The 23,643-nt window shown below is 40.3% G+C and carries 25 protein-coding genes and 7 tRNA genes; 9 read left to right on the top strand and 23 right to left on the bottom strand.

From position 1 onward, the window contains the following. Positions 1-94 precede the first annotated feature (94 nt). The gene (locus MHH68_RS02800; protein ID WP_061406915.1) at positions 95-547 is read left to right on the top strand and encodes a MarR family transcriptional regulator; all 453 of its coding nucleotides are present in this window, start codon (positions 95-97) and stop codon (positions 545-547) included. A gap of 56 nt (positions 548-603) precedes the next feature. Further along, positions 604-1,503: an alpha/beta hydrolase gene (locus MHH68_RS02795; protein WP_339165031.1), complete on the top strand. Its 900-nt coding sequence runs from the start codon at positions 604-606 to the stop codon at positions 1,501-1,503. Positions 1,504-1,535: 32 nt separating this feature from the next. On the opposite strand, the gene MHH68_RS02790 is transcribed toward MHH68_RS02795, so the two are convergent. Beyond that, positions 1,536-2,684: a type II asparaginase gene (locus MHH68_RS02790; protein WP_268467700.1), complete on the bottom strand. Its 1,149-nt coding sequence runs from the start codon at positions 2,682-2,684 to the stop codon at positions 1,536-1,538. Between the two features lie 218 nt (positions 2,685-2,902). Here MHH68_RS02790 and MHH68_RS02785 point away from each other — a divergent pair, with 218 nt between their 5' ends. Beyond that, positions 2,903-3,331 carry a UPF0715 family protein gene (locus MHH68_RS02785; protein WP_339165028.1) on the top strand — a complete coding sequence of 143 codons (429 nt, stop codon included), beginning with the start codon at positions 2,903-2,905 and terminating at the stop codon, positions 3,329-3,331. A gap of 86 nt (positions 3,332-3,417) precedes the next feature. Here MHH68_RS02785 and MHH68_RS02780 read toward each other — a convergent pair whose 3' ends face one another. Together MHH68_RS02780 and MHH68_RS02775 are read right to left on the bottom strand one after the other, a co-directional pair. After that, positions 3,418-4,179: an SDR family NAD(P)-dependent oxidoreductase gene (locus tag MHH68_RS02780; RefSeq protein ID WP_339165026.1), complete on the bottom strand. Its 762-nt coding sequence runs from the start codon at positions 4,177-4,179 to the stop codon at positions 3,418-3,420. A gap of 52 nt (positions 4,180-4,231) precedes the next feature. After that, on the bottom strand, positions 4,232-4,558 hold the full coding sequence (locus MHH68_RS02775; RefSeq protein WP_244270776.1) for a DUF1433 domain-containing protein: 327 nt from the start codon (positions 4,556-4,558) through the stop codon (positions 4,232-4,234). A 54-nt stretch (positions 4,559-4,612) separates the two neighbouring features. On the opposite strand from MHH68_RS02775, the gene MHH68_RS02770 reads away from it, so the two are divergent. Together MHH68_RS02770 and MHH68_RS02765 are read left to right on the top strand one after the other, a co-directional pair. Continuing rightward, complete coding sequence (locus MHH68_RS02770) at positions 4,613-6,028, top strand: lipase (protein ID WP_339165023.1); 1,416 nt, start codon at positions 4,613-4,615, stop codon at positions 6,026-6,028. Positions 6,029-6,041: 13 nt separating this feature from the next. Beyond that, a complete protein-coding gene (locus MHH68_RS02765) occupies positions 6,042-6,341 on the top strand; it encodes a hypothetical protein (protein WP_058015415.1) in 300 nt (99 codons plus the stop codon). Between the two features lie 75 nt (positions 6,342-6,416). Here the strand turns inward: MHH68_RS02765 and MHH68_RS02760 are convergent, their stop codons facing one another. The 3 genes from MHH68_RS02760 to MHH68_RS02750 form a co-directional block, all read right to left on the bottom strand. Next, positions 6,417-7,319 carry an alpha/beta hydrolase gene (locus tag MHH68_RS02760; RefSeq protein WP_339165021.1) on the bottom strand — a complete coding sequence of 301 codons (903 nt, stop codon included), beginning with the start codon at positions 7,317-7,319 and terminating at the stop codon, positions 6,417-6,419. A gap of 195 nt (positions 7,320-7,514) precedes the next feature. Then, positions 7,515-8,954: a DHA2 family efflux MFS transporter permease subunit gene (locus MHH68_RS02755; RefSeq protein ID WP_268497123.1), complete on the bottom strand. Its 1,440-nt coding sequence runs from the start codon at positions 8,952-8,954 to the stop codon at positions 7,515-7,517. A 73-nt stretch (positions 8,955-9,027) separates the two neighbouring features. Further along, a complete protein-coding gene (locus MHH68_RS02750) occupies positions 9,028-9,606 on the bottom strand; it encodes a TetR/AcrR family transcriptional regulator (RefSeq protein ID WP_180309513.1) in 579 nt (192 codons plus the stop codon). Positions 9,607-9,910: 304 nt separating this feature from the next. Between MHH68_RS02750 and MHH68_RS02745 the strand changes: the two genes are divergently transcribed. Continuing rightward, complete coding sequence (locus tag MHH68_RS02745) at positions 9,911-10,642, top strand: glycoside hydrolase family 16 protein (protein WP_058015411.1); 732 nt, start codon at positions 9,911-9,913, stop codon at positions 10,640-10,642. A 42-nt stretch (positions 10,643-10,684) separates the two neighbouring features. Here MHH68_RS02745 and MHH68_RS02740 read toward each other — a convergent pair whose 3' ends face one another. Continuing rightward, positions 10,685-11,086, bottom strand: a complete 402-nt coding sequence (locus tag MHH68_RS02740) for a MerR family transcriptional regulator (protein WP_058015410.1) — start codon at positions 11,084-11,086, stop codon at positions 10,685-10,687. Positions 11,087-11,303: 217 nt separating this feature from the next. Here MHH68_RS02740 and MHH68_RS02735 point away from each other — a divergent pair, with 217 nt between their 5' ends. Continuing rightward, positions 11,304-12,353 (top strand): NAD(P)-dependent alcohol dehydrogenase, encoded by a 1,050-nt coding sequence (locus MHH68_RS02735; protein ID WP_058015409.1) that lies wholly within the window; start codon positions 11,304-11,306, stop codon positions 12,351-12,353. Positions 12,354-12,603: 250 nt separating this feature from the next. Further along, complete coding sequence (locus MHH68_RS02730; RefSeq protein ID WP_144463340.1) at positions 12,604-13,065, top strand: CarD family transcriptional regulator; 462 nt, start codon at positions 12,604-12,606, stop codon at positions 13,063-13,065. A gap of 287 nt (positions 13,066-13,352) precedes the next feature. On the opposite strand, the gene MHH68_RS02725 is transcribed toward MHH68_RS02730, so the two are convergent. From MHH68_RS02725 to MHH68_RS02710, 4 genes are all read right to left on the bottom strand, one after another. Further along, positions 13,353-13,556: a cold-shock protein gene (locus MHH68_RS02725; RefSeq protein ID WP_003214229.1), complete on the bottom strand. Its 204-nt coding sequence runs from the start codon at positions 13,554-13,556 to the stop codon at positions 13,353-13,355. Positions 13,557-13,842: 286 nt separating this feature from the next. Beyond that, positions 13,843-14,349 (bottom strand): GrpB family protein, encoded by a 507-nt coding sequence (locus tag MHH68_RS02720; protein ID WP_339165014.1) that lies wholly within the window; start codon positions 14,347-14,349, stop codon positions 13,843-13,845. A 212-nt stretch (positions 14,350-14,561) separates the two neighbouring features. After that, entirely contained in the window at positions 14,562-15,356 is a 795-nt protein-coding gene (locus tag MHH68_RS02715) for an alpha/beta hydrolase (RefSeq protein WP_144463337.1), read from the bottom strand. A gap of 145 nt (positions 15,357-15,501) precedes the next feature. Continuing rightward, complete coding sequence (locus MHH68_RS02710) at positions 15,502-15,837, bottom strand: helix-turn-helix domain-containing protein (protein WP_034666063.1); 336 nt, start codon at positions 15,835-15,837, stop codon at positions 15,502-15,504. Between the two features lie 177 nt (positions 15,838-16,014). Between MHH68_RS02710 and MHH68_RS02705 the strand changes: the two genes are divergently transcribed. Beyond that, entirely contained in the window at positions 16,015-16,989 is a 975-nt protein-coding gene (locus tag MHH68_RS02705) for an NAD(P)-dependent alcohol dehydrogenase (RefSeq protein ID WP_339165011.1), read from the top strand. On the opposite strand, the gene MHH68_RS02700 is transcribed toward MHH68_RS02705, so the two are convergent. The 12 genes from MHH68_RS02700 to MHH68_RS02645 all read right to left on the bottom strand — a co-directional run bounded on the left by MHH68_RS02700 (position 16,972) and on the right by MHH68_RS02645 (position 23,635). Then, entirely contained in the window at positions 16,972-17,139 is a 168-nt protein-coding gene (locus MHH68_RS02700; protein ID WP_167550606.1) for a hypothetical protein, read from the bottom strand. The genes MHH68_RS02705 and MHH68_RS02700 overlap by 18 nt on opposite strands. 74 nt (positions 17,140-17,213) lie before the next feature. Then, positions 17,214-17,297 (bottom strand) — tRNA-Leu (locus tag MHH68_RS02695). A 48-nt stretch (positions 17,298-17,345) separates the two neighbouring features. Then, a tRNA-Leu gene (locus tag MHH68_RS02690) sits at positions 17,346-17,428 on the bottom strand. A 7-nt stretch (positions 17,429-17,435) separates the two neighbouring features. After that, a tRNA-Lys gene (locus tag MHH68_RS02685) sits at positions 17,436-17,511 on the bottom strand. 29 nt (positions 17,512-17,540) lie between these two features. Continuing rightward, a tRNA-Gln gene (locus MHH68_RS02680) sits at positions 17,541-17,615 on the bottom strand. A 21-nt stretch (positions 17,616-17,636) separates the two neighbouring features. Further along, positions 17,637-17,708: transfer RNA gene (locus MHH68_RS02675), tRNA-Glu, on the bottom strand. Positions 17,709-17,717: 9 nt separating this feature from the next. Further along, positions 17,718-17,808, bottom strand: a tRNA-Ser gene (locus MHH68_RS02670). 4 nt (positions 17,809-17,812) lie between these two features. After that, a tRNA-Asn gene (locus MHH68_RS02665) sits at positions 17,813-17,887 on the bottom strand. 209 nt (positions 17,888-18,096) lie between these two features. Next, on the bottom strand, positions 18,097-19,944 hold the full coding sequence (locus tag MHH68_RS02660) for a sigma-54-dependent Fis family transcriptional regulator (protein WP_339165009.1): 1,848 nt from the start codon (positions 19,942-19,944) through the stop codon (positions 18,097-18,099). A gap of 107 nt (positions 19,945-20,051) precedes the next feature. Beyond that, entirely contained in the window at positions 20,052-21,431 is a 1,380-nt protein-coding gene (gene lpdA / locus MHH68_RS02655; protein ID WP_339165007.1) for a dihydrolipoyl dehydrogenase, read from the bottom strand. Positions 21,432-21,449: 18 nt separating this feature from the next. Next, a complete protein-coding gene (locus MHH68_RS02650; RefSeq protein WP_339165005.1) occupies positions 21,450-22,580 on the bottom strand; it encodes a dihydrolipoamide acetyltransferase family protein in 1,131 nt (376 codons plus the stop codon). A 17-nt stretch (positions 22,581-22,597) separates the two neighbouring features. Continuing rightward, positions 22,598-23,635, bottom strand: coding sequence for an alpha-ketoacid dehydrogenase subunit beta (locus tag MHH68_RS02645; protein ID WP_339165003.1), 1,038 nt, complete (start codon positions 23,633-23,635; stop codon positions 22,598-22,600). Between the last annotated feature and the right edge of the window lie 8 nt (positions 23,636-23,643).

Genomic DNA, 23,643 nt, shown 5'->3' with positions numbered 1-23,643 from the left:
GGTGATTTTCTTTTCAAGCATATCTTCTCATTTAAAAATACTTAATATTTAACTTCACTTAACTATAAACATTGCCTATAATGAAATAGAGGTGATGTCATTGGATGAGGAAATCATTCATTACAGTAAAAAAATCATTGAATACTCGAATGCACTAGGCTCCATCTATGTAGAAGAGTATCAACGATTTTTAAAACATGAATATGCAGATTTATCAGCCAAACAAGAGCTGACACTTGAATTATTACGGACAAAAACAAGAACCATCAACGAACTAGCTGATTACTTTTCCATTTCGGCAAGTGCCGCTAGCCAGCTTGTATCAAAGCTAGAACAGCTTGGCTATGTCAAACGAGAAATAAATCCACATAACCGGCGGGAAATCATTGTTGATTTTGCTCAAAAGGGTCATGACTTTCACAAGAATACAGAAGAAATTCAATTGCACCTCATTCAAAAATACTATGCAAAGCTTCCAAAAGAAGATTTAAAAACATTATTGTCTCTATACGAAAAAATCTATCAGATTGCGAAAGAAGCGCCTTGATCTGGTGTTTCTTTCTCCAACATTTAAGTTAATTAAACTATTAAGGAGATGAAAATATGGATAGCATTCATTTACAAGATGGACGTCATATTGGTTTGTGTGAATACGGGGATCTTGAAGGGTTTCCAGTATTCTTTTTTCACGGAACCCCTGGATCAAGAGTGATGTTTTTAGATGATGACCCGATTTCTAAAGAGCTCGGTGTACGTCTCATCTGTTTAGACAGACCAGGATTTGGTTTATCTACCCCTCAACCTGAACGCACGATTTTAGATTGGGCAAAAGATGTGCTAGAGGTAGCAGATCATCTCGGTATTCACCATTTTTCAGTGATGGGTGTATCTGGAGGCGGCGCATTCGCTGCTGGCTGTGCTTATCAATTGCCGAATCGAGTTCTTTCAGCCGCTCTGATTTCAAGTACAACGCCATTTCAGGACGGAAAACCGCCTAAAAGTATGCTCAAAGAAAACAAATTGGCTTTTTTCCTCAGTAAGAAGTTCCCTTGGTTATTGAAAGCAAGCTACCGTTCTCAGAAAAAAATGATTGAGAACAATCCGGAAAAATTTAAGAAGCTGGCCAAAAATGGGAACAAACATTTACATCCATGGGACCGTCAATTTCTTCAAACCGATGAGCAATTAGAGATGATGATGACACATTTACACGAAGCCACTCGTCAATCGGTGGATGAATGTATTCGTGAACCAGATTTGCTCTCGCGTCCGTGGGCATTTGATATGAAGGATATACAAATCCCTGTTGATGTATGGCATGGAAAAGAAGATTCGATGGCTCCGTTTGCCGAAATAGAAAAAATGGCGCCTAGCATTCCAAACGTCAAAACCTATTATATCGATGAAGCGGGACATTTTCTTACGGATGTAGACGATATTTGGCGAGATATTTTACTCTCTTTAAAAACACGTGCAAAAGGGCATCATCAGGAGCACGCATAAAAAAGACCCGAAGCTTCGGGTCCCTTTCTTCATTAATACTTTTCATAATATGTCTGCACTTTACTTGGATCTTTTGTCTTCGTTAGAGCGAGCATAAGCAGAATGCGAGCTTTTTGTGGATTCAATGAATCTGATGAGACAAAGTGATGTTCATCATCCATTTTTTCATGGGTCACAATCCCATTCCCCGCACGGCTCGATCTCACGAGGACCACGTCTTTCTTCACGGCATCTGTTGCCCCTTTGATGGCTTCAGTTGACATCGTTCCATTGCCGGCTGCGGCAACGACTATCCCTTTCGCTCCTGCTTTTACTGCTGCATCATACATGTATTTTTGATCATTTTGATAGCCATATAAAATATCGACTTGTGGTAATTCCTTAATGTTTGATACATCAAATTCACTTTCTGACGTATGTTTTCTGATCGGTTCGTTATAAAAAGAAACCACTTCACCAGTAACTTCTCCAATGTAACCATGTTCAAGAGATTTGAAGGAATCGGTTGTCGTCGTGTTTGTTTTTGTAATAAATCGAGCTGATGCAATTCGGTCATTTAATGTGACCATGACACCTTTGCCTTTGGCTTCTTTTGTGGATGCAATTTTCACAGCATGATACAAGTTTAGCGGGCCATCCGCACTGATAGCAGATGCTGGACGCATTGAGCCAACGACTACAACTGGTTTATCACTTTTGACAACCAAATGTAAAAAGTAAGCGGTCTCTTCAAGAGTATCTGTTCCATGTGTGATGACAATCCCATCGACTTGATCATCGTTTAAGAGTTTATTCACTCGTTTGGCTAATTTTAAAAGAAGAGCATCATCCACATTTTCACTGCCTACATTCGCCACCTGCTCACCTGTTACGTTTGCAATATCCTTAAGCTGAGGAACTGAGGCAATGACTTTATCGATACCAAGTGCACCAGATTTATATCCTGTCGTATCTGTATCACTGTCTGAGCTGCCGGCAATCGTCCCGCCTGTCGCTAAAACCTTAATATTAGATAAGGACTTATTCCCTGTTTCTACGGCTGTCGTTTTGTCCTTGGATTCCTTAGATGCGGTTTCGTTTCCGCTATGATTTTTCTCTTGGGTACTTGTATTGGCACAAGCTGCTGTCAACAGTAATAAAACAGAAAGAAGGACAGCACCTAACCATTTTGTTACGTTCATTCGATCATCTCTTTTCTTAAATGTGATGGATACAAAGCTAGGTCTCTTACTATAGGATTTACTTTATACCATTCCTTCATTCATCAGCATGAGGCGAAAGATACAGAACCAAATAAAGGAAAAAAAGACATGTTCTTAATTATTTATTTACATCTAAATACCTAAATTCACTTTTAAAAAAGAGAATATTGAGGTTATTCAATGAATGACAGAAAACGATGCTAAATCATCAATTTATGATAAATTATAGTAAATTTTACAAAAAAGGAGTCTATCTATTACAAATGCTTCAATCATTTCACAAAATCCTAATCACACTATTCCTTAGTTCGATTTTACTCAGTCTGTTCGTATGCTTCTATCCACCGATTCAGGGAGTGCCTGCGTTCATGGTATTTTACGTTCCCATCTTTTTTGTTTGTTATTTCGTCTTTGCGGTTCCTTTGCAGTTGTTGTTTTCTTTGCAGCCAAAGGCTTTCCATCCACTTTATCTTGCTGCTTATTTACTGATCGCAATGGTTGTCATGCTTTTTGTGATCGATGGTATTGGGAGTTCAGTATCTATACCTATTATCATTATGAGCAGTTTGATCTACTGGGTCTCTGATTCTTTGCTTTATCAAAGAACATATGAAAAAAACGGATGAGGTCTTCTTCTACATATGCTGACACACTAATCAATCATGCCATAAAAAAAGCACCGAGGGCATCTTCCCTCAGTGATGTGTCTTTTCTATTTCATACTTGAACCCGCATGTGAAAAAATCGGATCTTTCAATTCAAAATCAAAGGTCTTACCGTCAACAATACCGACTGTTTTTTCATGGTCATACAGCTCAAGCAGACAAGCTGCCATTTCTTTTGATGTATGATATTTCTTGATATTGCCTTCATATTCGAATTGATCTACATCTAATGAACGCTTTGCAAATTCTGATTCTGTTGCGGAAGGTGCTAATATTTTCGCCTGTAACTTAGCTCCCTTTCCTTTCAACTCTAGTGCCAATCCTTCTGTAAAGGCGCTCACGTAAAATTTCGTGGCCGAATAGGTGACGGCATTGCCGACGACTGTATAGCCCGCTCTTGAAGAAATGTTGATCAGCTGAGCCCCTTCTACTTGCTCATAATCACGAACAAATAAAGTGGATAAAATTGTTAAGGCTTCGATATTTAGGTGAAGCATGTCCCCAATTTTACTTAAATCTTGCTCTCCAATCGAGCCGAAATGGCCGAACCCTGCATTATTAATGAAGGTGTCGAGCTCATACTCAGCCAATGATTCATAAAATGTATACACTTGCTCCATGTCGGTTAAATCCACAGACTGTATGTTTACTTTAATATCGGGATATTGATCAAGAATTTCTTTCTTCAGTTCTTGGAGTTTCTCGAGCCGGCGGGCAGCTAATATAAGGTTTTTGCCTCGTGCTGCAAAGGCTAGTGCCGCCTCATATCCAATACCTGAACTTGCTCCTGTAATGACTGTATAGCCCATTTGATATCCCCCTATTCACTATTTTGCTCGACTGTGGAACGATGACAATATTTTATTTTTCTTCTGCATCGACAACAGCTACACCAATTTTTTTATTGGTAGGATCATATATTCCAGAAAATTTTTTATTTCTATCATTATTTAAATACCCTGTTACTTCTATTCCGCCAGTTGGATCAATATTATATTCATTTGAGAAATCAATTTGTTCAATAGATTGATATCCCTCTTTTATATACTGTTCCATATGGTTCTTTGCTTCAATTACTAAGGTTTGTTCTTTATCTTTTACACGCTCATTCTTATCGGATTCTAACTTCATAATAAATCCTCCAACTGCTATAATAAACACCAATAGTATAAATATGGTTTTTTTCACTGAATATCACCCTTTAATATAATTCTACATAAAATGAAAGGATTTGTATATATTTTGAAAGAGACTCAAAAGCGCTCAAGTCTATCAGATGAAGAGTACTTTAGATTAAGCGGTCTAGCTTATAATGATAAAACAATTTCATTACATAAAGAAATAAATAAGCCTTTAAAGGTTAATGAACATTCTTATTGGTTTATAGATAAAATTGCAAAAGATCAAGATACAGGACTTGATGCTATAGTTTTAGTTCAAGCAAAAAAAAAGAATGGTAAATGGATTAAAACAAATACACCTAACAACGTTGTCGTAGCTTTCGCTGGCACTGATCCAAAAAATCAACTTGTTCAAGATGTGATAAAAGCTGATGGAGGAAACGTAGTTGCAGGGCTACAAACTAAAACTAAAACACCCTATATCGTTAAAAACGAGACTAAAGATTATACTAAAACCATTTCGAAATATACTGGTTCTCCAGGGCAAGAAGCTATGCTTAATAGCGGTGAATACAAACTCATCACTAAAACCTCTCAATTCGATCAATCTGATCAGCTCGTTAAAGAAGTAAAAAGACAGTACGCTGGTGGCAATACAGTTATATCAGCTACTGGTCATTCACTAGGTGGAGCAGAGGCTGATTATGCAGGAGTGATTAACGGTGTCTATTCAGTTGGATTCAATAATCCATCTATTGTAAAGCTTCATGACAAAGAAACTCAACAGAGAATAAAAAATGGTGATTTCAGAGCAATGAATAAGTCTATCATTAACCCAGATGACATGGTTGGTGCTGGATGGGGACTTGAATATGAGCGACACAATGGAACAACGATTTATACAAAAGATCCATCTGATGCAAGACTAAAGAGACACAAACGTTTAAAAGCTACTGCTTTGTCTGGTACGCTTATACCGATTGCAGCCGACTTTATCATGCAAGCACTTGGAATTGATGACACCCATGCTATAAGCGAGTCTAATTTCAAATTTGATCAGAATGGTAATATCATCAATATCAATGGAAGTAAGGATGTATATAATCGTGACTTAGAAACAATGACCTCTTATGCTGATATGGATGGTCAAACAATAAAAGTAAATCAGGCTGTTGCAAAAAGATTAGCTGAACAACTGACTTTAGCATTAGAAGAGTTGAAGAACGTAAAAAAAGAAGTAGAAGCATTTCCAAAAGAACACAGTTTAACAACTTACAATCTTTCAAATCAATTTAAGAGTAAACTAGATCAATTTGAACAACTTGGGCCAAATGACGTCGATCAAGCCCTATTAGAAATAGCTCCGTATATTGATAAAGGAACACCACTTTTTTATGATAAAGAGGAGCAATACAAATTTGAAGCTTCATTGCATTATATGATTCAGGATCTAGAAGAGATAACCGAATTCATTGTAAAAATGGCAGAAAATCTCACACAAAAAGATAAAGAATTAGCTAGATGGCTGAGGTTATAGGAGGTCATAATTAGTGCCTGATATGAACGCTGAATTAGAAATGATAAAAAAAGTGCAACAACAAAATGAACTAAAAAGACAGTTAAAAGCACAAGCAAAAACTGATATAAACTCATTAAAATCAGATATTACAAAAGCGACAAAACTAGCAGCATCAACAAAAACTATTGCTCAGACATATTTAACACTTTTTTCATCATTTGAAGGTAAATCGCTTGATGCATTAGTGGATAGACTAAATCAAAATGCACAAAAAACATTACAGGTTAAGCATGATAGAAAAGCTTTTACCAATAGCATTAGAACGAAATAAAGAAAATAATCAAATCACAACAGAAGTAAAAAGCACAGGTTACACCTGTGCTTTTCCTATTTTGAAGAGAAACCATTATGACATTTTTTCAAACGCCTTCTTCAATTGATCACTCATCAGATGCCAAGCCTCTTCAGCTATTTCTAAATCTCCGGCATGCGTGAAGGCGTGAGGGACTCCTTTAAACTGTCTGTACGTGACATCTACCCCTGCTTCTTTTAACTTCTCCGCATATTGTTCGGCTTCTTGAGCTAGCGAATCTCTTTCAGCTGTGATCACGAGAGCTGGTGGCATTTGAGCCAAGGATGAGCGATCGGCAAAGATCGGAGAAACGAGCGGATTGTGCGGATCTTGGCCTTGCAGATAGAAGGCATTAAAGAGCCTCGCCATTTCAACAGGGATCGCTTCTTCAAATGCTGGCTTTTGTGCTGGATCAGTGGCTAAATCAAGTGGCGGATAATCAAGCACTTGATAGACAATCGGGAGTTGGTTCCCTTTTTGGATATTTAAGAGACAAGCAGCTGTTGCCAAATTTCCTCCTGCGCTATGTCCGCCAATAGCTATTGCTTTAGGGTCTATTTGAAGCTCATCAGGGTGTTCATACAGCCACTTCAGGACATCGTAGCATTCATGAAGAGCGGCTGGGAATGGATGCTCTGGGGCAAGCTGATACTCGACATTGACGACGATACATTGCGCCCTGTCTGCAATAACTGGACACCAGTGGTTATCCATTTCAGCACTGCCTAGGATAAATCCTCCGCCATGTAAATTTACAAAAACGGGTAGCGTCTGCTTTGATGTGTTGACCGGCTTAAATACCCATACCTTTGTTTCGCCAGCACTTGTTGGAATGTCATATTCCATTTTGTTCACTTCAGGAGGATGAACTGGTTTTAGTTCCGATTGACTCGGTAATGAACCTTCAGTTGGTTGACGTAAAGACGCAGCGATTTTGATTTGCTCTTGTAAGTTCATGATCTCAGTCTCCTATCGTAATCATTTCTTCTTAACTCATTCGTTTCTTTTTCCTCTTTTCCTTCTACTGAATCAGCGGCACATTCTCTTTGGTTCACTTTTTATCTATCTCCCCATTTTCGCCCTATTTGAAACAAGCATTGGACAAATAAAAAAAGCACTGCGGCGCTAAGTCCTCAGTGCTTTTCATCTATTTTATGAAACTTGCTGCTCTACCTTCACTCGTTTAATGAAGAAAGCGATAATTAGACCAATGACGGTCATGATCACAGCAAAGATAAATGCATGCTGGACGCCATTTGTAAAGGCGAGCAGCTGATTCATCGGATTTGAGGGATCAGCCACATTTTCCATAAAGCTGCGGGTTCCTGATGACAGGATGGAAATACCGACCGCAGTACCAATGGCTCCTGACACCTGCTGCAATGTATTCATAATCGCTGTACCATGCGGATATAGCTCTGGCGGCAGCTGATTTAATCCATTTGTTTGCGCAGGCATCATGATCATCGCGATTCCGACCATTAATGTAATATGAAGAGTCACAATGTACCCAATCGATGTATTCACACTTAGATTGGTAAAACCTAACATCGTCGCTGCGACGATCGCAAGCCCTGGAATCACAAGCCATTTCGGTCCAAACTTATCAAATAAACCACCCATGATTGGAGATAGCAGACCGTTGATAATTCCACCTGGCAATAGCATTAAACCTGCTGTAAAGGTCGTGAGTGCCAAGGATGTTTGCAAATACAATGGCAAAATCATCATAGCAGACAGCATCACCATCATACACACTAAGATCAGCAGTAACCCAATGACAAACATCGGATATTTAAACGGGCTTAAGTTCAGCATCGGTTCCTTCATATTCAACTGTCTGAGAGAGAATACAAGAATCCCAATGACACCTACTACAATTGCCACGATCACATGCATACTGCTCCAGCCGCCGCCTTCACCGGCGCTACTAAAGCCATAGACAATTCCTCCGAAACCAATGGTTGAAAGCACAATCGATAAGATGTCGATTTTCGGTCTTGTTGGCTCAGTAATATTTTGCATAAAGATAAAACCAAAGACGAGTGCAGCTATTAATAGCGGAAGTGAAATCCAGAAAATCCAATGCCAAGTCAGCGATTTCAAAATAAGACCAGAGACTGTTGGACCAACAGCTGGTGCAAACATGATCACAAGACCTATAATCCCCATCGATCTGCCTCGTTTATGAGGCGGGATGATTACCAAAATCGTATTGAACATCAATGGAAGAAGCAATGCTGTACCGACTGCCTGTACGACACGTGCCACCATTAAAATACTAAAGACTGGCGCAACTGCTGCGATAAAAGTTCCAATGATCGAAAAGACGAGCGACGTCATGAAAAGCTGTCTTGTTGTAAACCATTGAAGAATGAGTCCTGAAATTGGCACGAGAATACCAAGTGTTAATAAATATCCTGTTGTCAGCCACTGAGCTGTCGTCGCTTCAATTCCAAAGTCTAACGTTAAGCTTCTCAGCGCCATATTTAGTGCCGTTTCACTAAACAGGCCAATAAAACCGGCTGTGATAAATGAGATAATAATGGGCAGCGTTCGAATATGAGAAGCTGCTGCTTGCTGTTTGTTCATAGTAGGTTGGCTCCTTTTCTTTTTTCAATTTAAATCAAGCATAGGAAGTGAGAACGGTCAGAAATGAGCCACTTCAATGTCTATTGAAAACAGACAAAATCTGTTTTTCTGCAGCGAATTGAGCGATTTTTTCGATTGAATAACCAGATTCATGAATATAAAACATCAGTTCAGGTGTCATCGGAGAGGACATACAAAGTGTCGTCAGCTCAATATCCTGTATGTTCGCTTCCCCTTTTTCATCTGCTTCTTCCAGCAAATCACGAATCATTTGCCTAAGCGATTGACTGTAATGACAGTCATACACTTTGCTTGTCTGCTCTAAATTCCCAGATATCGTAAGCATCCGAATCCAGTCTAAATGATGACCGACGATGAGATGAATTTCTTCGAGCACATAACGCAAACGTTCACGAACCGGCTGGTCACTGATTTTACTCAAGTAAAGATGCAAAGCAGGGATCAGCTGTTCAAATTTTTCTCCAAGGATCGAAAGGCACAAATCACTTTTATTGGCATAACGGCGGTAAAGAGTACCCTGCCCAACACCAGCTGTTTTGGCAATTTTATGCATGCTGACATTTTCCACACCAAATTCCTGAAACAAAGTAAAAGCGACCTCTTCAATTTCCTTCCCAATATCCTTTTCCATGATGCTTCACCTTCTTTACCTTCATCCATATTGCACTTCTCTCTATGTGTTCAATCAAAACTTTTTGGTTTTCATTAGGACAATTGTACCGGTATTATCTTACGGACAACTGTCCGCTTTGTCAATCATTCTTTAGTAAATAGCCTGAAAAAGATCATTTTCTTTCATAACTTCCTATAAAAAATAGAAGAGTCTAGTAAACTATCCTCTTTAATATCATATATTAGACCGATTTTCCATTTTGAGAGAATCATGTATGATCAATTAAGAAAACGCTTTCAAAATAAGAGAGGGGAATGCCTACATGTCTTACCGTGTGAAACGAATGTTGATGCTGCTTGTCACTGGAATCGTCTTGAGTTTATCCACATTTACTGCGGGTGCCTCGGCCCAAACAGGCGGGTCGTTTTATGAGCCTTTTAACAACTATAATACGGGGTTATGGCAAAAAGCAGATGGGTACTCGAATGGAAACATGTTTAACTGTACGTGGCGTGCAAACAATGTCTCCATGACGTCGTTAGGGGAAATGCGGTTATCGCTCACAAGTCCTTCCTATAATAAGTTTGACTGCGGAGAAAATCGTTCCACTCAAACATATGGCTACGGGCTTTATGAAGTCAGCATGAAACCAGCCAAAAATGTTGGGATCGTGTCTTCGTTCTTTACTTATACAGGACCGACTGATGGTACGCCTTGGGATGAAATTGACATCGAATTTCTAGGAAAAGATACGACAAAGGTTCAGTTTAACTACTATACCAATGGTGTAGGAAATCATGAAAAGATCGTCAACCTTGGTTTTGATGCAGCAAACTCTTATCACACGTATGCATTTGACTGGCAGCCAAACTCGATTAAATGGTATGTAGACGGACAATTAAAACATACTGCCACTACTCAAATCCCTCAAACCCCAGGAAAGATTATGATGAACCTGTGGAATGGTGCAGGTGTCGATGAATGGCTCGGCTCCTATAACGGTGTTACACCACTACACGCGCATTATGACTGGGTGCGTTACACAAAAAGATAACCACATTACAAAACCTGTGACTTGTCACAGGTTTTTCTTCATTCACATGGAATTGGTTTTTAGTTGATGAACGAGCTTTTGTTCATAACTGTGGATAATATCTTCATAACTTTCTATCTTGTAATCTAACCGCTTAATCGTCTCTTCGATTTCCTTTTGCTTTTCTACAAGTCTTTCTCTCTCATTGACCAAAATACTTTTCCGCGAGGACAGGGTATGATCCTCGCCCTCGATAAATAAAGCCGTATATTCTCGAAGTGCATCAATTGAAAGACCCGCATTTCTCATACATTTGATAAATTCAATCCACTGAATATCCTCTTCTGCATAATCACGAACACCGTTCTCATCACGACGGATCGGTCGAATTAATCCAATATTCTCGTAGTATCTGAGCGTAGCAGTAGATAAATCGAGCTGCTTGGCGGCTTGTGCTATTTTCATTGTTTTCACCCTTCTCTTCTTCTCTCACCTTATGAAAAATGAAATTCCTTCTTTTTATCATCTCCAATTTGATAGAGAACGCAAGATGCATTTGGCTCAATTCTTTATTTAAGGATGTTGAAAAGCCTGAAGAGGGTTCTCTATTGACTTAGAGTTCACTTTAAGACGTACAGTATAGAAGTAGAACAGAATCTTACTTTTGAAAGGATGATCCAGAATGTGTCAGACGCACCAATCAAACGTTTTAAGTGTTTCACATGCAAAAGCGAATTTTGAACGGACAACCATTGAACGAAGAGCGCTTCGTCCACATGATATTTTAATTGATATTCAATTTAGCGGGATCTGTCATTCAGATATCCACAGCGCCTTTGATGAATGGGGCGGCGGTATTTTCCCAATGGTTCCGGGTCATGAGATTACTGGAGTTGTTGCGGCTGTCGGTGATGCTGTGACGAAATTTCAGATTGGAGACCGTGTAGGCGTTGGCTGCTTTGTGGATTCCTGCGGCATCTGTGAATATTGCCAAAACGGAGACGAGCAATATTGCACGAAAGGAGTCGTCCAAACCTATAATAACCTCGATTATGACGGGGAACCGACTTATGGCGGCTATAGTCAGAAGATTGTCGTGACAGAACGCTTTGTCGTCAGCATTCCAGATCAATTATCCCTTGATGCCGCAAGTCCTCTTCTCTGTGCTGGCATCACAACTTATTCTCCGTTAAAGCACTGGAAGGCAGGCCCGGGTAAAAAAGTGGCCATCGTCGGGATGGGTGGGCTCGGTCATGTGGCCATTCAATTCGCACGTGCACTTGGCGCTGAAGTCACAGTATTGAGCCGCTCTATGAATAAAAAGGAAGAAGCCCTGTCATTTGGTGCAAAAGACTATTTTGCTACAAGTGATCCCGATACTTTTAAAACATTAGCCGGCCAATATGACCTCATTCTCAATACGGTCTCTGCTAATATCAATGTAGACGCCTATTTGTCCTTACTTCGCGTGGACGGAACCTTGGTGAATGTCGGTGCACCACCTGAGCCAGATCAGTTCCATGTCTTTTCATTAATCACCGGGCGCCGCAGCATCGCTGGTTCACTCGTTGGCGGCATCCAAGAAACACAAGAAATGCTCGATTTCGCAGCTGCTCACAATATCGCACCACAAATTGAAGTGATTAACGCAAGTCAAGTGGATGAAGCGTATGAACGTGTGCTGAAAAGTGATGTGCGTTATCGGTTTGTGATTGATATTTCGACATTATGATCGAATTCTATTTGGAAAGACCAGCGCAATGGCTGGTCTTTTTTAATGGTGGATATTCTGTTTTTCTTGTATTGAGGATTCTTGAGGATATGTTGAAAAATCATCCGAATTTTTCATGAAAAAATCTCTCTTTTTTTAGAACTAAATTTATTGACAAAAAATAAATAAACATGTTATTATTAAAAATTTGATTATTTTACGTTGAAGTGTGGTACCCTTAAAGTAGATACATGATATGGAGGCGGATGATATGTTTCAAATTGGTGATAACATTGTTTATCCAATGCACGGAGCAGGTATAATTGAAGCCATAGAAGAAAAAGAATTTTCTGATGAAAAACAACAGTATTATGTGATTAAAATGTCAATCAGTCATATGAAAGTGATGATTCCAACACGAAAAATGTCTGGTTCACGTATTAGACCTGTTACAGATATACTGGCATTAAACAATGTGATGCACATTTTCCAGCATGGCAAATCAGATCAAATACTGACATGGAAAGAACGTCATACAATTAATACAAACAAAATAAAAACAGGTAACATCCAAGACGGTGCTGAAGTTGTACGTGACCTAATGCGGATGAAGAAAGAGAAAGCACTAAATGCAAGTGAAAAGAAAATGCTAGATGATGCCCATGAATTTTTGCTAAGTGAATTAGAAGTCATCAAAGGGATTACAGAAAAGCAAATCAAAAGTTTCTGTTAAGAACTCTGCCCTCTTTTGGGCATCCCTCACCATTTTTGAATCCATGTTCTCTACGAAACGACCCACCCTTCAATTAATGAAAGAAAAAAGAATTTATTTAGATAAATTCCGCATATTGTAAATCCAATATGCTATACTGTTGATAAACCTTTGAAGCATGAATTTTTTTACGATTACCTTGTAACATCTCCCTACTTGTACGCTGAGTAGGGTTTTTTATTGAAGAAATAAATGAAAGCACAAAAAAACAGGCTCTCTACAGAGAACCTGTTTTAAAAAAATGAAGATTAAGCAGTTTTTTGAACGTTAGCAGCTTGAGCTCCACGAGAACCTTGCTCTACGTCAAAAGTTACTTTTTGACCTTCGTCTAAAGATTTGAATCCGTCACCTTGGATAGCTGAGAAATGTACGAATACATCGTCTCCTTCTTCACGTTCGATAAATCCAAAACCTTTTTCTGCGTTAAACCATTTTACTGTACCTTGTTCCATGTTTGTTGCCTCCTAGTGCGTTATCACACAATGTATTATACTATCCTTGCCCAAAGTATCCTCAAGACGAAAAGTCTTTCTTCATGCTATCCTTTACGCCGAACAAAAATAATTATTCTTATTGTAACACGATTCGGAAATAATTGCAATTTAGGATTTAAAAGAGCACTAAACGTGATATAGTGACACAAATAAAACAGGGATTTAATGATGAAACGTTCATTTAGCTATGTTCAATCCTTTGTGCATAAAATCAGTTTTTTTCAGCGCGAAAAGAAATCTTTATCTAAATTCTCTCTAAAATCGACTGAACAAAGTTAGTTTTTCCCTCGGCATATTTGTGTTTGTCTTTTTTATTTAAACTTGATAGGTTCAGTTTGAGCTGCTCGTACTCATTTCTCACTAATTCGTTACTTCTTAAATAATCCCTGAAATTTAACTGTTCAAGTAAATATCTATTGCCTGTTTGATACATATGGATTTGGTGTGTACGTGGTTCTCCTTTCTTGAAATAGTGTCTTTCAGGTAATACATTGGTTCCTCTATATGAATAACCAAGCCCTTGCAAAGCTGTTACGCACTGTGTCCCGTCAAGAAAATGATCTATTTCAATCGCAATATCAATAATGGGTTTTGCACTCAAACCATTTATTGCTGTACTTCCAATATGATGCACATTCACCGTGTACTGACCAATGACCTCTACTATTCGTTTCTTTTCTCTTTCAAAATCTTTACCCCATTCAGCAGACCAAGGAACTAAAAAAACTTCCCCTCTTGGTAATCCTAGCATAGGCTCAACCCCACCTTATCATTTCGTTGTTTAGTTGGAAATCTCAATAGTTTGAAGCCTTTCGATCGATTAGAACGACATTTATTATAAGATAACTCAAACAAAGAGCCCACTCACATAAGATGAGTGGACTTTTTTTAGAAACTATAAAAATCATTAATACAGCCACGAACCCGAATCAAGAAAACTTCTATTTATACAAAGGTGTACAACTACATATTTTCCGACTCAAGTCTGTTTAACCAGTTATGGACTAATGAGTTAAATACATCAGGTTGTTCAATTTGCAGGTTGTGGCCAGCCATATCAAGCACTGCAAAAGTTGCCCTTGGATAGTCTTCAATCAGCCGCCACGCATCTTGATATCCGACTACATCGTCTTGACGCCCTGTGATAATGAGTGTGGGATACTGAAATTCAGCTGAAATGTCGAAGGTATAGCCATACCCATTTTGAAGAATGTTATTGATGAATTCATGATTTGTTTGTTTAGAAGGAAGGTAAATTTCATCTCGAAATCTTTCCCATTCCGTTTTTCCTTGCACAACTGCCATGGAGCAAAATTCATCCGTCTCCTCTGGAGAAAGTTGTGATATCAAGCTGCTGTCACTTTTTAGAACGGCCTTCTCTGGCAAGACTCTTTTATCGAATACAGGTATAGTCATTGGGGCCACAAGCAGTAATCCACGAACGGTTTCCCGGCGTGAATGAACAATACCTCTAGCTATGTACCCTCCATACGAATAACCACAAACAATAAACTGTTCATCAGGAATAATCTCGTCCAAAAGACGCAATACCGCTTCTAACATATCATCAGAATTCTGAATAGACGGATGCGGTTCGGAACGTCCCATCCCCGGTAAGTCTATGTATATTCTTTTCCAACCGCTTTGTTTTTCAAATACCGGTTCCAATGCATGTAACATCACTTGATGGTCAAGTGTCCAACCATGCAATATAACGATCGGACATCCTTCTCCAATGACTTTATGATAAATTGACATGTATTTGCATCCCCTTTTCTAGCGCTTCCCTAGTAATCTCAAGATTTTTTGTTGTTTTTCTTCATCATAGCTTAAAGTGAATAAAATCTTTGTTAGGAAGCTATGCTATGATTCCCCAACGAACTTCTCACGTAGATGGATTTTATTATGACTTTGATTTTTCTAATTGGTTTTCGCCCCATAGAAGAAGTTGTTCAAATATAGGGATCAGCTCTAGTCCTGCCCCAGTCAATGAATATTCTACTCTTGATGGAACTTCATTATACTGAACTCGTTGAACAATTCCGTTTTCAATCAGGTCCTTTAATGATTGATTGAGCATTGTTCCTGTAATTCCATACACTTTACGCTTTAACTCATTATATCGAATCTCCTTGTAACTACATAGTACAGCTAAGATTTTTAAATTCCATTTTCCCGCTAATATATTTAATGCATAACTCGCTGGAGCTATCGCTTTATTCAGCTCACTTTCAGTCATATTTTATCCACCCCTTAGTCAGTTTTTCCTTCCTTAAGCAGTTTATATTGCGTACTTGTTAAATCAATTCCATTTATTATAATCAAATATGTAAACCGTGTCATCCATGTATTAGAGAGCCAAATTGATTATAAAACCCTTCAAGTTAATACTTTTTCAAGGAGATGGAGTGAGTAAATGAAAAATGAAAAGATGCGTGCTGCACAATACACTAATTATGGATCACCGAATGTTCTTTTTGAAGATTTTATATCAAGACCAGTTATAGAATCTGGAGAAGTACTCATTCGTGTACATGGGTCGAGTGTAAACTCTATGGATACACTGTTTCGATCAGGTAAGTTAAAACTATTAACGGGTAATCAATTCCCTAAAGGGACAGGAGCAGATTTTTCTGGAGAGGTTGTTGAAGTAGGGTCGAGCGTAAAAAGTTATCAATTAGGTGATAATGTGTGGGGGGTTCTCCCTATTAATTTAAGGAACCAAATTGGTAGTGCTGCTGAATATGTAGCTATATCACCTGAGAAAATATCTAAAACTCCTATAAAGATTGATCTCATACAAGCCGCGGCATTACCTGGCGTAGGTGCTACTGCAATTATTGCCTTAAAATATAAAGCTAACCTTAGAAAAGGCGAAAAGTTACTCGTACGTGGTGCAAGTGGTGGAGTCGGAAGCATTGCGATTCAAATTGGAAAAATGTTAGGTGCTCATGTAACTGCTCTTGCAAACGAAAAACATCTTACTTTTCTTCAAGAGCTAGGTACAGACGAAGTATTTGATTATAAAAAAACATCTCCTTCTGATCTTAAAAAGTTTGATGTAGTCATGGACACAGTGGGAACTGACCTTAAACATTATAGGCGCTTGCTTGCAAAGAACGGTAGAATGGTTACTATCGGATTTCCTAGTTTTTCGTCCTTCATATATATATTAGCTTCAACTTTTTTCGGTTCTCGTAGAGTTCGCACATTCAGCGCAAACCCCAAAAATGAAATTTTAAAAGAATTAGCATCTTATGTAGATTCCAACAAGGTCAGACCAGTTGTTGATAGCATTTATCGTTTATCTGATGTTGCCAAAGCCCATCATTCCTTAGAAACTGGAGGTGGACGAGGAAAACGTATCATAAATTTACTTGATAAAAAATAAACCATCAATTGACATGAAATTATTTAATTTTTCTGTTGCAAATAGTGCATGCTTGGTAGCCATTTCAAATCTTCCAGCTCTTCTAAAGTATTCAGCTGCTTCTAATGCAAAGTCTTCAATATCACTATCGAGAAATATAATATTATACAAATTTTTCTCTCCAAAATAAGAACATTGAGAATAAAACAAAAAAACCAAAGGTCTATAACCTTTGGTTTCTTAGATGCGGCCGAGAGGACTTGAACCTCCACGGGTTATTCACCCACTAGGCCCTCAACCTAGCGCGTCTGCCATTCCGCCACGACCGCGTGTATGATGTGCTCATATATTCATAAGTGCACTGTTTGAAAAAACAATGCGGGTGAAGGGACTTGAACCCCCACGTCATAAAGACACTAGATCCTAAGTCTAGCGCGTCTGCCAATTCCGCCACACCCGCGTGACAATGGTGAGCCATGAAGGACTCGAACCTTCGACCCTCTGATTAAAAGTCAGATGCTCTACCAACTGAGCTAATGGCTCATCTGCTATGCAGAAAAACATATAAAAAATGGCTGGGCTAGCTGGATTCGAACCAACGCATGACGGAGTCAAAGTCCGTTGCCTTACCGCTTGGCTATAGCCCAACGAATGAAAAAAACAAAACATGACCCGTACGGGATTCGAACCCGTGTTACCGCCGTGAAAGGGCGGTGTCTTAACCGCTTGACCAACGGGCCATAAAATAATGGCGGAGAAGGAGGGATTTGAACCCTCGCGCCGCTTGCGCGACCTACACCCTTAGCAGGGGCGCCTCTTCAGCCACTTGAGTACTTCTCCATTATGGCTCCGCAGGTAGGACTCGAACCTACGACCGATCGGTTAACAGCCGATAGCTCTACCACTGAGCTACTGCGGAATAATAAGACATGTTTCATTATATATATGCCAGAAAAATGTGTCAAGAATTTTTAAGCGTTTCATTCCTGCTTCATTTGCGACGGCTTTTATAATTTAACATATACTAATATAACAGTCAAGCCTTTTTCCATGCCATTTGTTTAACTTGGCAGAAAGCCCCCGACCTTCACGTAGACCAAGGGCCTTGATGCAGCCATCCTCATGAGATTAAGACAGATGAAACTTTCGCATCCACTTATAAAAAGTACTTCTTGGCACTCCTGCTAACCTCGCTGCTTCTGACACATGACCTTTCGTTTTATGCAGTGCGTCTATCACTGTTTGCTTTTGAATGCGTTCCCTGAATGTGAGTTCTTTTGAAGTCTCGGGTTGCTCTGCTGGATGCAGCTTCTGTTTTTTCTGATCAATCGTCTCTAATACTTGAGCATATTGCGATTCACCAATCCATCCGCCTTTCGGAAAGAGGACCCTTAGATGTTCAAACAGGTTAAAAAGCTCTCGTATGTTTCCTGGCCAATGATACGCCTGCAATTTCTGAAAAAATGATTCAGGAAACACTGCATTCCAGTGATGCTTCTTTTGGTAATAACGATATAAATCATGAATGTCTTCTTTTCTTTCTCTAAGCGGCGGGATGTTGATCGGATAGACATGAAGACGATAATACAAGTCTTCTCGTATTTTTCCTTCCTTCAGCAGTTCGTTCATATTACGGTGAGTCGCTGTAATGATTCGAATATCCAAAGGAATTTCGTGTGTCCCGCCGAGCGGTACGACTGCCCTTTCTTCTATCACCCTAAGAAGCGCTACTTGCATCGCATATGGGATTTCGCCTATTTCATCTAGAAAGAGTGTTCCTTTATGGGCTTGTTCAAATTTCCCTTTAGCTCCGTGACGTTTTGCCCCTGTAAAGGACCCTTCAGCATAGCCAAACAGCTCACTTTCTAACAGGCTTTCAGGAATGGCTCCGCAATTAACAGCAATGAACGGCCCTTTATGCCTTTCACTGGCGGAGTGAATGGCTCTAGCGGCGAGTTCCTTCCCTGTCCCTGTTTCTCCCCAAATATACACATGAGCATCTGTTTGTGCCGCTCTCTTCATCTCACTAAGCGTCTGTTGAAACACCTTACTTGTTCCTGATTCCCCGGGAAATTGAGCAAAAGAAACGGTCATGCTGCTTTTCGCTGCTTCTTCAAGAGAAAGGGATATGCCTAGCACCTTCCCGTCTTGCTCAGATTGAATGATCTGCTTTCCCCGAATAACAAATGAATGATCCTTAAGCCGATCGACATCCATTCCATACCAGTCTGAAAATCGATCTCTAATCGACCTGCTGGCAGACACAATTTGCTTTTTTTCATTACAGACCACATACGGTTCGTCTGCTTCCACCTGCTGGAGACAATGAGTGATCAGCTCCATCTCTCTCCTTCTTTGCTGGACTTGAATTTCTCTCTCTATGGCATAAGCAACCGTTGAAGCCATTCCAAGCATAAAAGGGTGCTTGTTATCCGTCATACAGGAGATGTCAATCACCCCTATGATTGTACCGTCCGCATCGCGAATTGGAGCAGCAGAACAACTCCAATGATGAGAGGCGATAGAAAAATGCTCTGTTCCGTTGATCGTCACCGCTTCACCGATGACGAGTGCCGTTCCGATCGCATTTGTCCCTACATCTGTTTCAGTCCAGCGTGAACCCTCCATAAAATTAATTCTTCTTGCTTCCACCATCGTTCTTTCGCTTCCTGTCAGACTTAGCACATAACCATCTGCATCGATGAGTAAGGCCAGCATATCAGAATCTTTTAATTGCTGATTGATTTTATTTAAGTAAGGAAGAGCCGCATTTAGGAATAATGAATATTTCTTTTTTTGGGCACTGAATCGTTCCTTTTCTAACAACGACTGTCCTTTATCTAAATACGGATTCACATTTGCCTGTTTACACCTATGCCATGATTCTGCCACTCTCTTATTCAGACGAGACTGATCAAGCAAACCTTCACGAACAAAACGTTTCCACGTATTTAAATAACAAGGCGTCGGATTCATTCCATCCTCTCCTCTGGGGGCTTTTTATTCATTATAGATAAATATAAAAGCGCTTTCAATAATCGTTGGCTAACCCAAGAAGTCAATTGGATTGAAAAGGAGTCTTTTTAGCAGTGCACCGCTCGTCCAATGGTTTGCAGCACGGCTTCGTGTATTGCCTCTGAAAGTGTCGGATGTGCCGCAATAAACTGCTCTAATGTATCAGCGGTCAACTCTGCATGCATCATCACCGCCGCTTGTCCAATCAGTTCTGTTGCATTCGGTCCAATGATTGAAACGCCTAATATTTCTTGATATTGCGGTTCTACAATGACCTTTACGTGACCGGCTGGTTGATTTAAGATTAATGCTTTTCCATTTGCAGAAAATGCACATGTCCCGATCCGAATCTCCTCATATTGTTTTCTAGCACTCTCTTCATTTAAACCAACACTCGCGATTTCTGGAGAGGTGTAGATGCACCTCGGAATGACTTGCTCATTGACCTTTACATGTTCACCTGATGCATGGGATGCTGCAACCGCTCCTTCATGAAAAGCAGTATGAGCAAGCTGGACCCCACCTGTCACATCACCGCACGCATAGATATGCGGGAGATTGGTTTGCATATGTTCATTGACGTAGATTCCGTTCCTATCAAATTCAATACCAATCTGATCAAGATTCAACTCTCCTAGCTGTGGAGTTCTGCCAATCGCCACTAAGCAAAGATCCGACTGGATTTCACAACGTTCTCCTTGATTATTCTCCACCACTACTTTTCTTGAAGAGGAATCAAGCTGTTTGACTGCGGCGGACGTCAAAATGTTTACACCCGTTTCTTCGAGCTGTTCGTGAAGACATTGTGCGATTTCCCGATCTTCTTCGGGTAAAATGTGCAGAGCCCGTTCAATCATGACAACCTTTGATCCCATTCTGCTAAAGATGCTCGCAAACTCACAGCCGATCACCCCGCCCCCAATGATACAAAGTGAGTCTGGGATCGAAGAAAGTGACATGGCATCCTTACTGTGAATGATCCATTCGCCATCAAAAGGTGCAAACGGTAAAGCAGCAGGCGCAGCACCTGTTGCAATAATGATTTGTTTTGCTTGAATGATTTCAGACTTTCCTTCACTTTCTATCAATAGCTCATGTGCTGATAGAAATGAAGCCTTCCCATTTACCACGGTGACTTTGTTTTTATTCATCAAGTAGCGAACACCATCAGTGAGCTGCTTGACGACATACTGTTTTCGTTTTTGAACGACCTTCCATTGGATGATAGGCTCATGTTCTGGAAGCTCAATGCCAAAATGTCCAGCTAATTTCACATGCTCATACATATCGGCGCTTTGCAAAAGTGCTTTGGTCGGAATACAGCCTTCATTGAGGCAGGTTCCTCCCAGCTGACCTTGATCAATTAACACAACCTCTCTGCCAAAACGGGCGGCAGTTATGGCCGCCACATAACCTGCTGGTCCGCCCCCTATAATGACCAGTGTCATGGTACATTCACCTTCTTCCTATAAAAGAATGGATATTGGTTCTTCTAAGTGTGCTTTAACCGTTGATAAAAATGCAGATGCAGGCGCCCCGTCCAGCACACGGTGATCGAACGTAAGACTGAGTGGCAGGATGGTCCCTTTGTACAATTCATCCTCTCGATAAACAGGGGTGTCATACATTGCTCCGACGCCAAGGATCCCCGCTTCCGGCGGATTCAAAATTGGCGTAAAATGCTCTACACCATACGCTCCAAGATTGGTGATGGTAAAGGTAGAACCTTTGATTTCGTCATGAAGAAGTTTTCCTTCACGTGCTTTTTTGCCATACAATTTAATGCTTTTCGCCAGCTCTATCAGCGTTAACCGCTCCGCATGCCGAATGACCGGTACTGCCAATCCGTTATCTAACGCAGCAGCAATCCCAAGATGAACATTCTCAAAAGTTTCGACAACTCCGTTATGATATTGACTGTTCATCGCAGGATGTTCTAACAACGAAAGGATCGCTGCTTTGGCTACAAAATCGGTGATGGTCAACTTTGTCTCGTAACGTGCTATGGCTGTTTCATTCAGCTGTTGTTGTAGGTTTTTCAGTTTTGTCACGTCCGCTTTCATCGTAATGGTTAATTGTGCACTTGTTTGCAGGCTTTCCATCATTCTTGAGGCAATTGTTTTCCGCATCATGTTAATAGGCTGTTGCACTGTCTCGTTTTGTTTCTTCTCTTTTCGTTCAGGAAGTGCACGAAGCACATCCTCTTTCGTAATTCTTCCACCTGGTCCTGTCCCCACCAGCGTATCAATGTCTAGGTTTGCGCTATTCGCCATTTTACGGGCAACAGGGGAGATTTTCTTTCTCTCTTTCTTTGGTTTTGACTGGATGTCTCTATCTTTCTTTTCCTCCACTTGTTCATTTCCTTCACCGATATAGCAGATGACCGTGCCGGGCGGTACACCTTCTCCCTCAGGCACTTTTATATCCAAAATGGTTCCTTCAGCAGGTGATTCGATCTCCATTTCAATTTTTTCGGAGTTGATGCTTGCAATGCTTTCCCCTTTGTTTACGGTCTCACCGACCTCTTTATTCCAGACAGACACCGTTCCTTCTTTCATCGACATGCCCAATTTTGGCATCACAACTTCGACAGCCATCTCCCTCTCTCCTTTCTCTAGTTCAAGATCTTGTCATGACTCTTGCCAATCATCTCTAATACGGTGTTCACAACTTTATCAGGTGTTGGCAGATATATATCTTCAAGAGGTGGTGAAAATGGTACAGGTGTATGAGGAGCCGTCACTTTTTTGATTGGCGCGTCAAGTAAATCAAATCCTTTATCTGCAATCAAAGAAGAGATATCTGCGGCAATTCCGCACCTTGGATTTGCTTCATCGACAATGACAAGTCGATTAGTTTTTTCTACTGAAGTCAGAATGGCCTCTTCATCGAGCGGCGACAAGCTTCTTGGATCAATTACTTCCGCTTCAATACCTTGTGCAGACAATTGCTCTGCCGCTTCGAGTGCTGTATACACTTGTTTGCCCACAGCAAAGATGGTTACATCAGAACCTTCCCTCTTCACATCTGCCTTACCAAGCGGCAATGTGTAATACCTCTCCGGCACATCTCCTGTGATATTGTAAAGCGTCTTGTCTTCAAAAAAGATGACAGGGTCCTGATCCTCAATCGCTGCCAGCAGCAGTCCTTTGGCATCATATGGTGAAGAAGGCACAACTACTTTCAAACCAGGGATGCTTGTAAATAGCGCATACAAACTTTGTGAATGCTGGGCAGCTGCTCTAAAACCCGCCCCATGTGTCGTTCTAATCGTGATTGGCACCTCTGCTTTTCCGCCAAACATGTATCGAAATTTTGCGCCTTGGTTTAGCACTTGGTCCAAACAAGTACCGATAAAATCATTAAACATGAGCTCCGCAATTGGTCTTAATCCTGTTGAAGCAGCTGCCATGGCCGCACCTACATAACCGGCTTCACTAATCGGTGTGTCAAGGACACGCTCACGTCCAAATTCTTGAACGATCCCTTTCGTTACACCAAGAACACCGCCCCATGCTTCATCATCCTGTAAGTGATCTACATGAGCGCCTCCTGCAACATCTTCTCCCATTAAAATGACATCTCCGTCTCTTCTCATTGCCAGTTTAATCGCTTCATTCAAAGCACTAGACATGCTGATTTCTCTTGTCATTTCCCTCT

It is taken from the genome of Bacillus sp. FSL K6-2841 (genome assembly GCF_037976435.1).
GTDB lineage: Bacteria > Bacillota > Bacilli > Bacillales > Bacillaceae > Bacillus > Bacillus pumilus.
The sequence above is the reverse complement of the archived record's forward strand: the minus strand, read 5'-3'. Positions and strand labels throughout refer to the sequence as shown.

Bases quoted from the DNA above. Each gene is read 5' to 3' on its own strand.
- MHH68_RS02800 (WP_061406915.1), top strand. From the start codon at position 95: ATGTCATTGGATGAGGAAATCATTCATTACAGTAAAAAAATCATTGAA.
- MHH68_RS02795 (WP_339165031.1), top strand. From the start codon at position 604: ATGGATAGCATTCATTTACAAGATGGACGTCATATTGGTTTGTGTGAA.
- MHH68_RS02790 (WP_268467700.1), bottom strand. From the start codon at position 2,684: ATGAACGTAACAAAATGGTTAGGTGCTGTCCTTCTTTCTGTTTTATTA.
- MHH68_RS02785 (WP_339165028.1), top strand. From the start codon at position 2,903: ATGCTAAATCATCAATTTATGATAAATTATAGTAAATTTTACAAAAAA.
- MHH68_RS02780 (WP_339165026.1), bottom strand. From the start codon at position 4,179: ATGGGCTATACAGTCATTACAGGAGCAAGTTCAGGTATTGGATATGAG.
- MHH68_RS02760 (WP_339165021.1), bottom strand. From the start codon at position 7,319: ATGAACTTACAAGAGCAAATCAAAATCGCTGCGTCTTTACGTCAACCA.
- MHH68_RS02755 (WP_268497123.1), bottom strand. From the start codon at position 8,954: ATGAACAAACAGCAAGCAGCAGCTTCTCATATTCGAACGCTGCCCATT.
- MHH68_RS02750 (WP_180309513.1), bottom strand. From the start codon at position 9,606: ATGGAAAAGGATATTGGGAAGGAAATTGAAGAGGTCGCTTTTACTTTG.
- MHH68_RS02745 (WP_058015411.1), top strand. From the start codon at position 9,911: ATGTCTTACCGTGTGAAACGAATGTTGATGCTGCTTGTCACTGGAATC.
- MHH68_RS02740 (WP_058015410.1), bottom strand. From the start codon at position 11,086: ATGAAAATAGCACAAGCCGCCAAGCAGCTCGATTTATCTACTGCTACG.
- MHH68_RS02735 (WP_058015409.1), top strand. From the start codon at position 11,304: ATGTGTCAGACGCACCAATCAAACGTTTTAAGTGTTTCACATGCAAAA.
- MHH68_RS02730 (WP_144463340.1), top strand. From the start codon at position 12,604: ATGTTTCAAATTGGTGATAACATTGTTTATCCAATGCACGGAGCAGGT.
- MHH68_RS02725 (WP_003214229.1), bottom strand. From the start codon at position 13,556: ATGGAACAAGGTACAGTAAAATGGTTTAACGCAGAAAAAGGTTTTGGA.
- MHH68_RS02720 (WP_339165014.1), bottom strand. From the start codon at position 14,349: ATGCTAGGATTACCAAGAGGGGAAGTTTTTTTAGTTCCTTGGTCTGCT.
- MHH68_RS02715 (WP_144463337.1), bottom strand. From the start codon at position 15,356: ATGTCAATTTATCATAAAGTCATTGGAGAAGGATGTCCGATCGTTATA.
- MHH68_RS02710 (WP_034666063.1), bottom strand. From the start codon at position 15,837: ATGACTGAAAGTGAGCTGAATAAAGCGATAGCTCCAGCGAGTTATGCA.
- MHH68_RS02705 (WP_339165011.1), top strand. From the start codon at position 16,015: ATGAAAAATGAAAAGATGCGTGCTGCACAATACACTAATTATGGATCA.
- MHH68_RS02660 (WP_339165009.1), bottom strand. From the start codon at position 19,944: ATGAATCCGACGCCTTGTTATTTAAATACGTGGAAACGTTTTGTTCGT.
- lpdA (WP_339165007.1), bottom strand. From the start codon at position 21,431: ATGACACTGGTCATTATAGGGGGCGGACCAGCAGGTTATGTGGCGGCC.
- MHH68_RS02650 (WP_339165005.1), bottom strand. From the start codon at position 22,580: ATGGCTGTCGAAGTTGTGATGCCAAAATTGGGCATGTCGATGAAAGAA.
- MHH68_RS02645 (WP_339165003.1), bottom strand. From the start codon at position 23,635: ATGACAAGAGAAATCAGCATGTCTAGTGCTTTGAATGAAGCGATTAAA.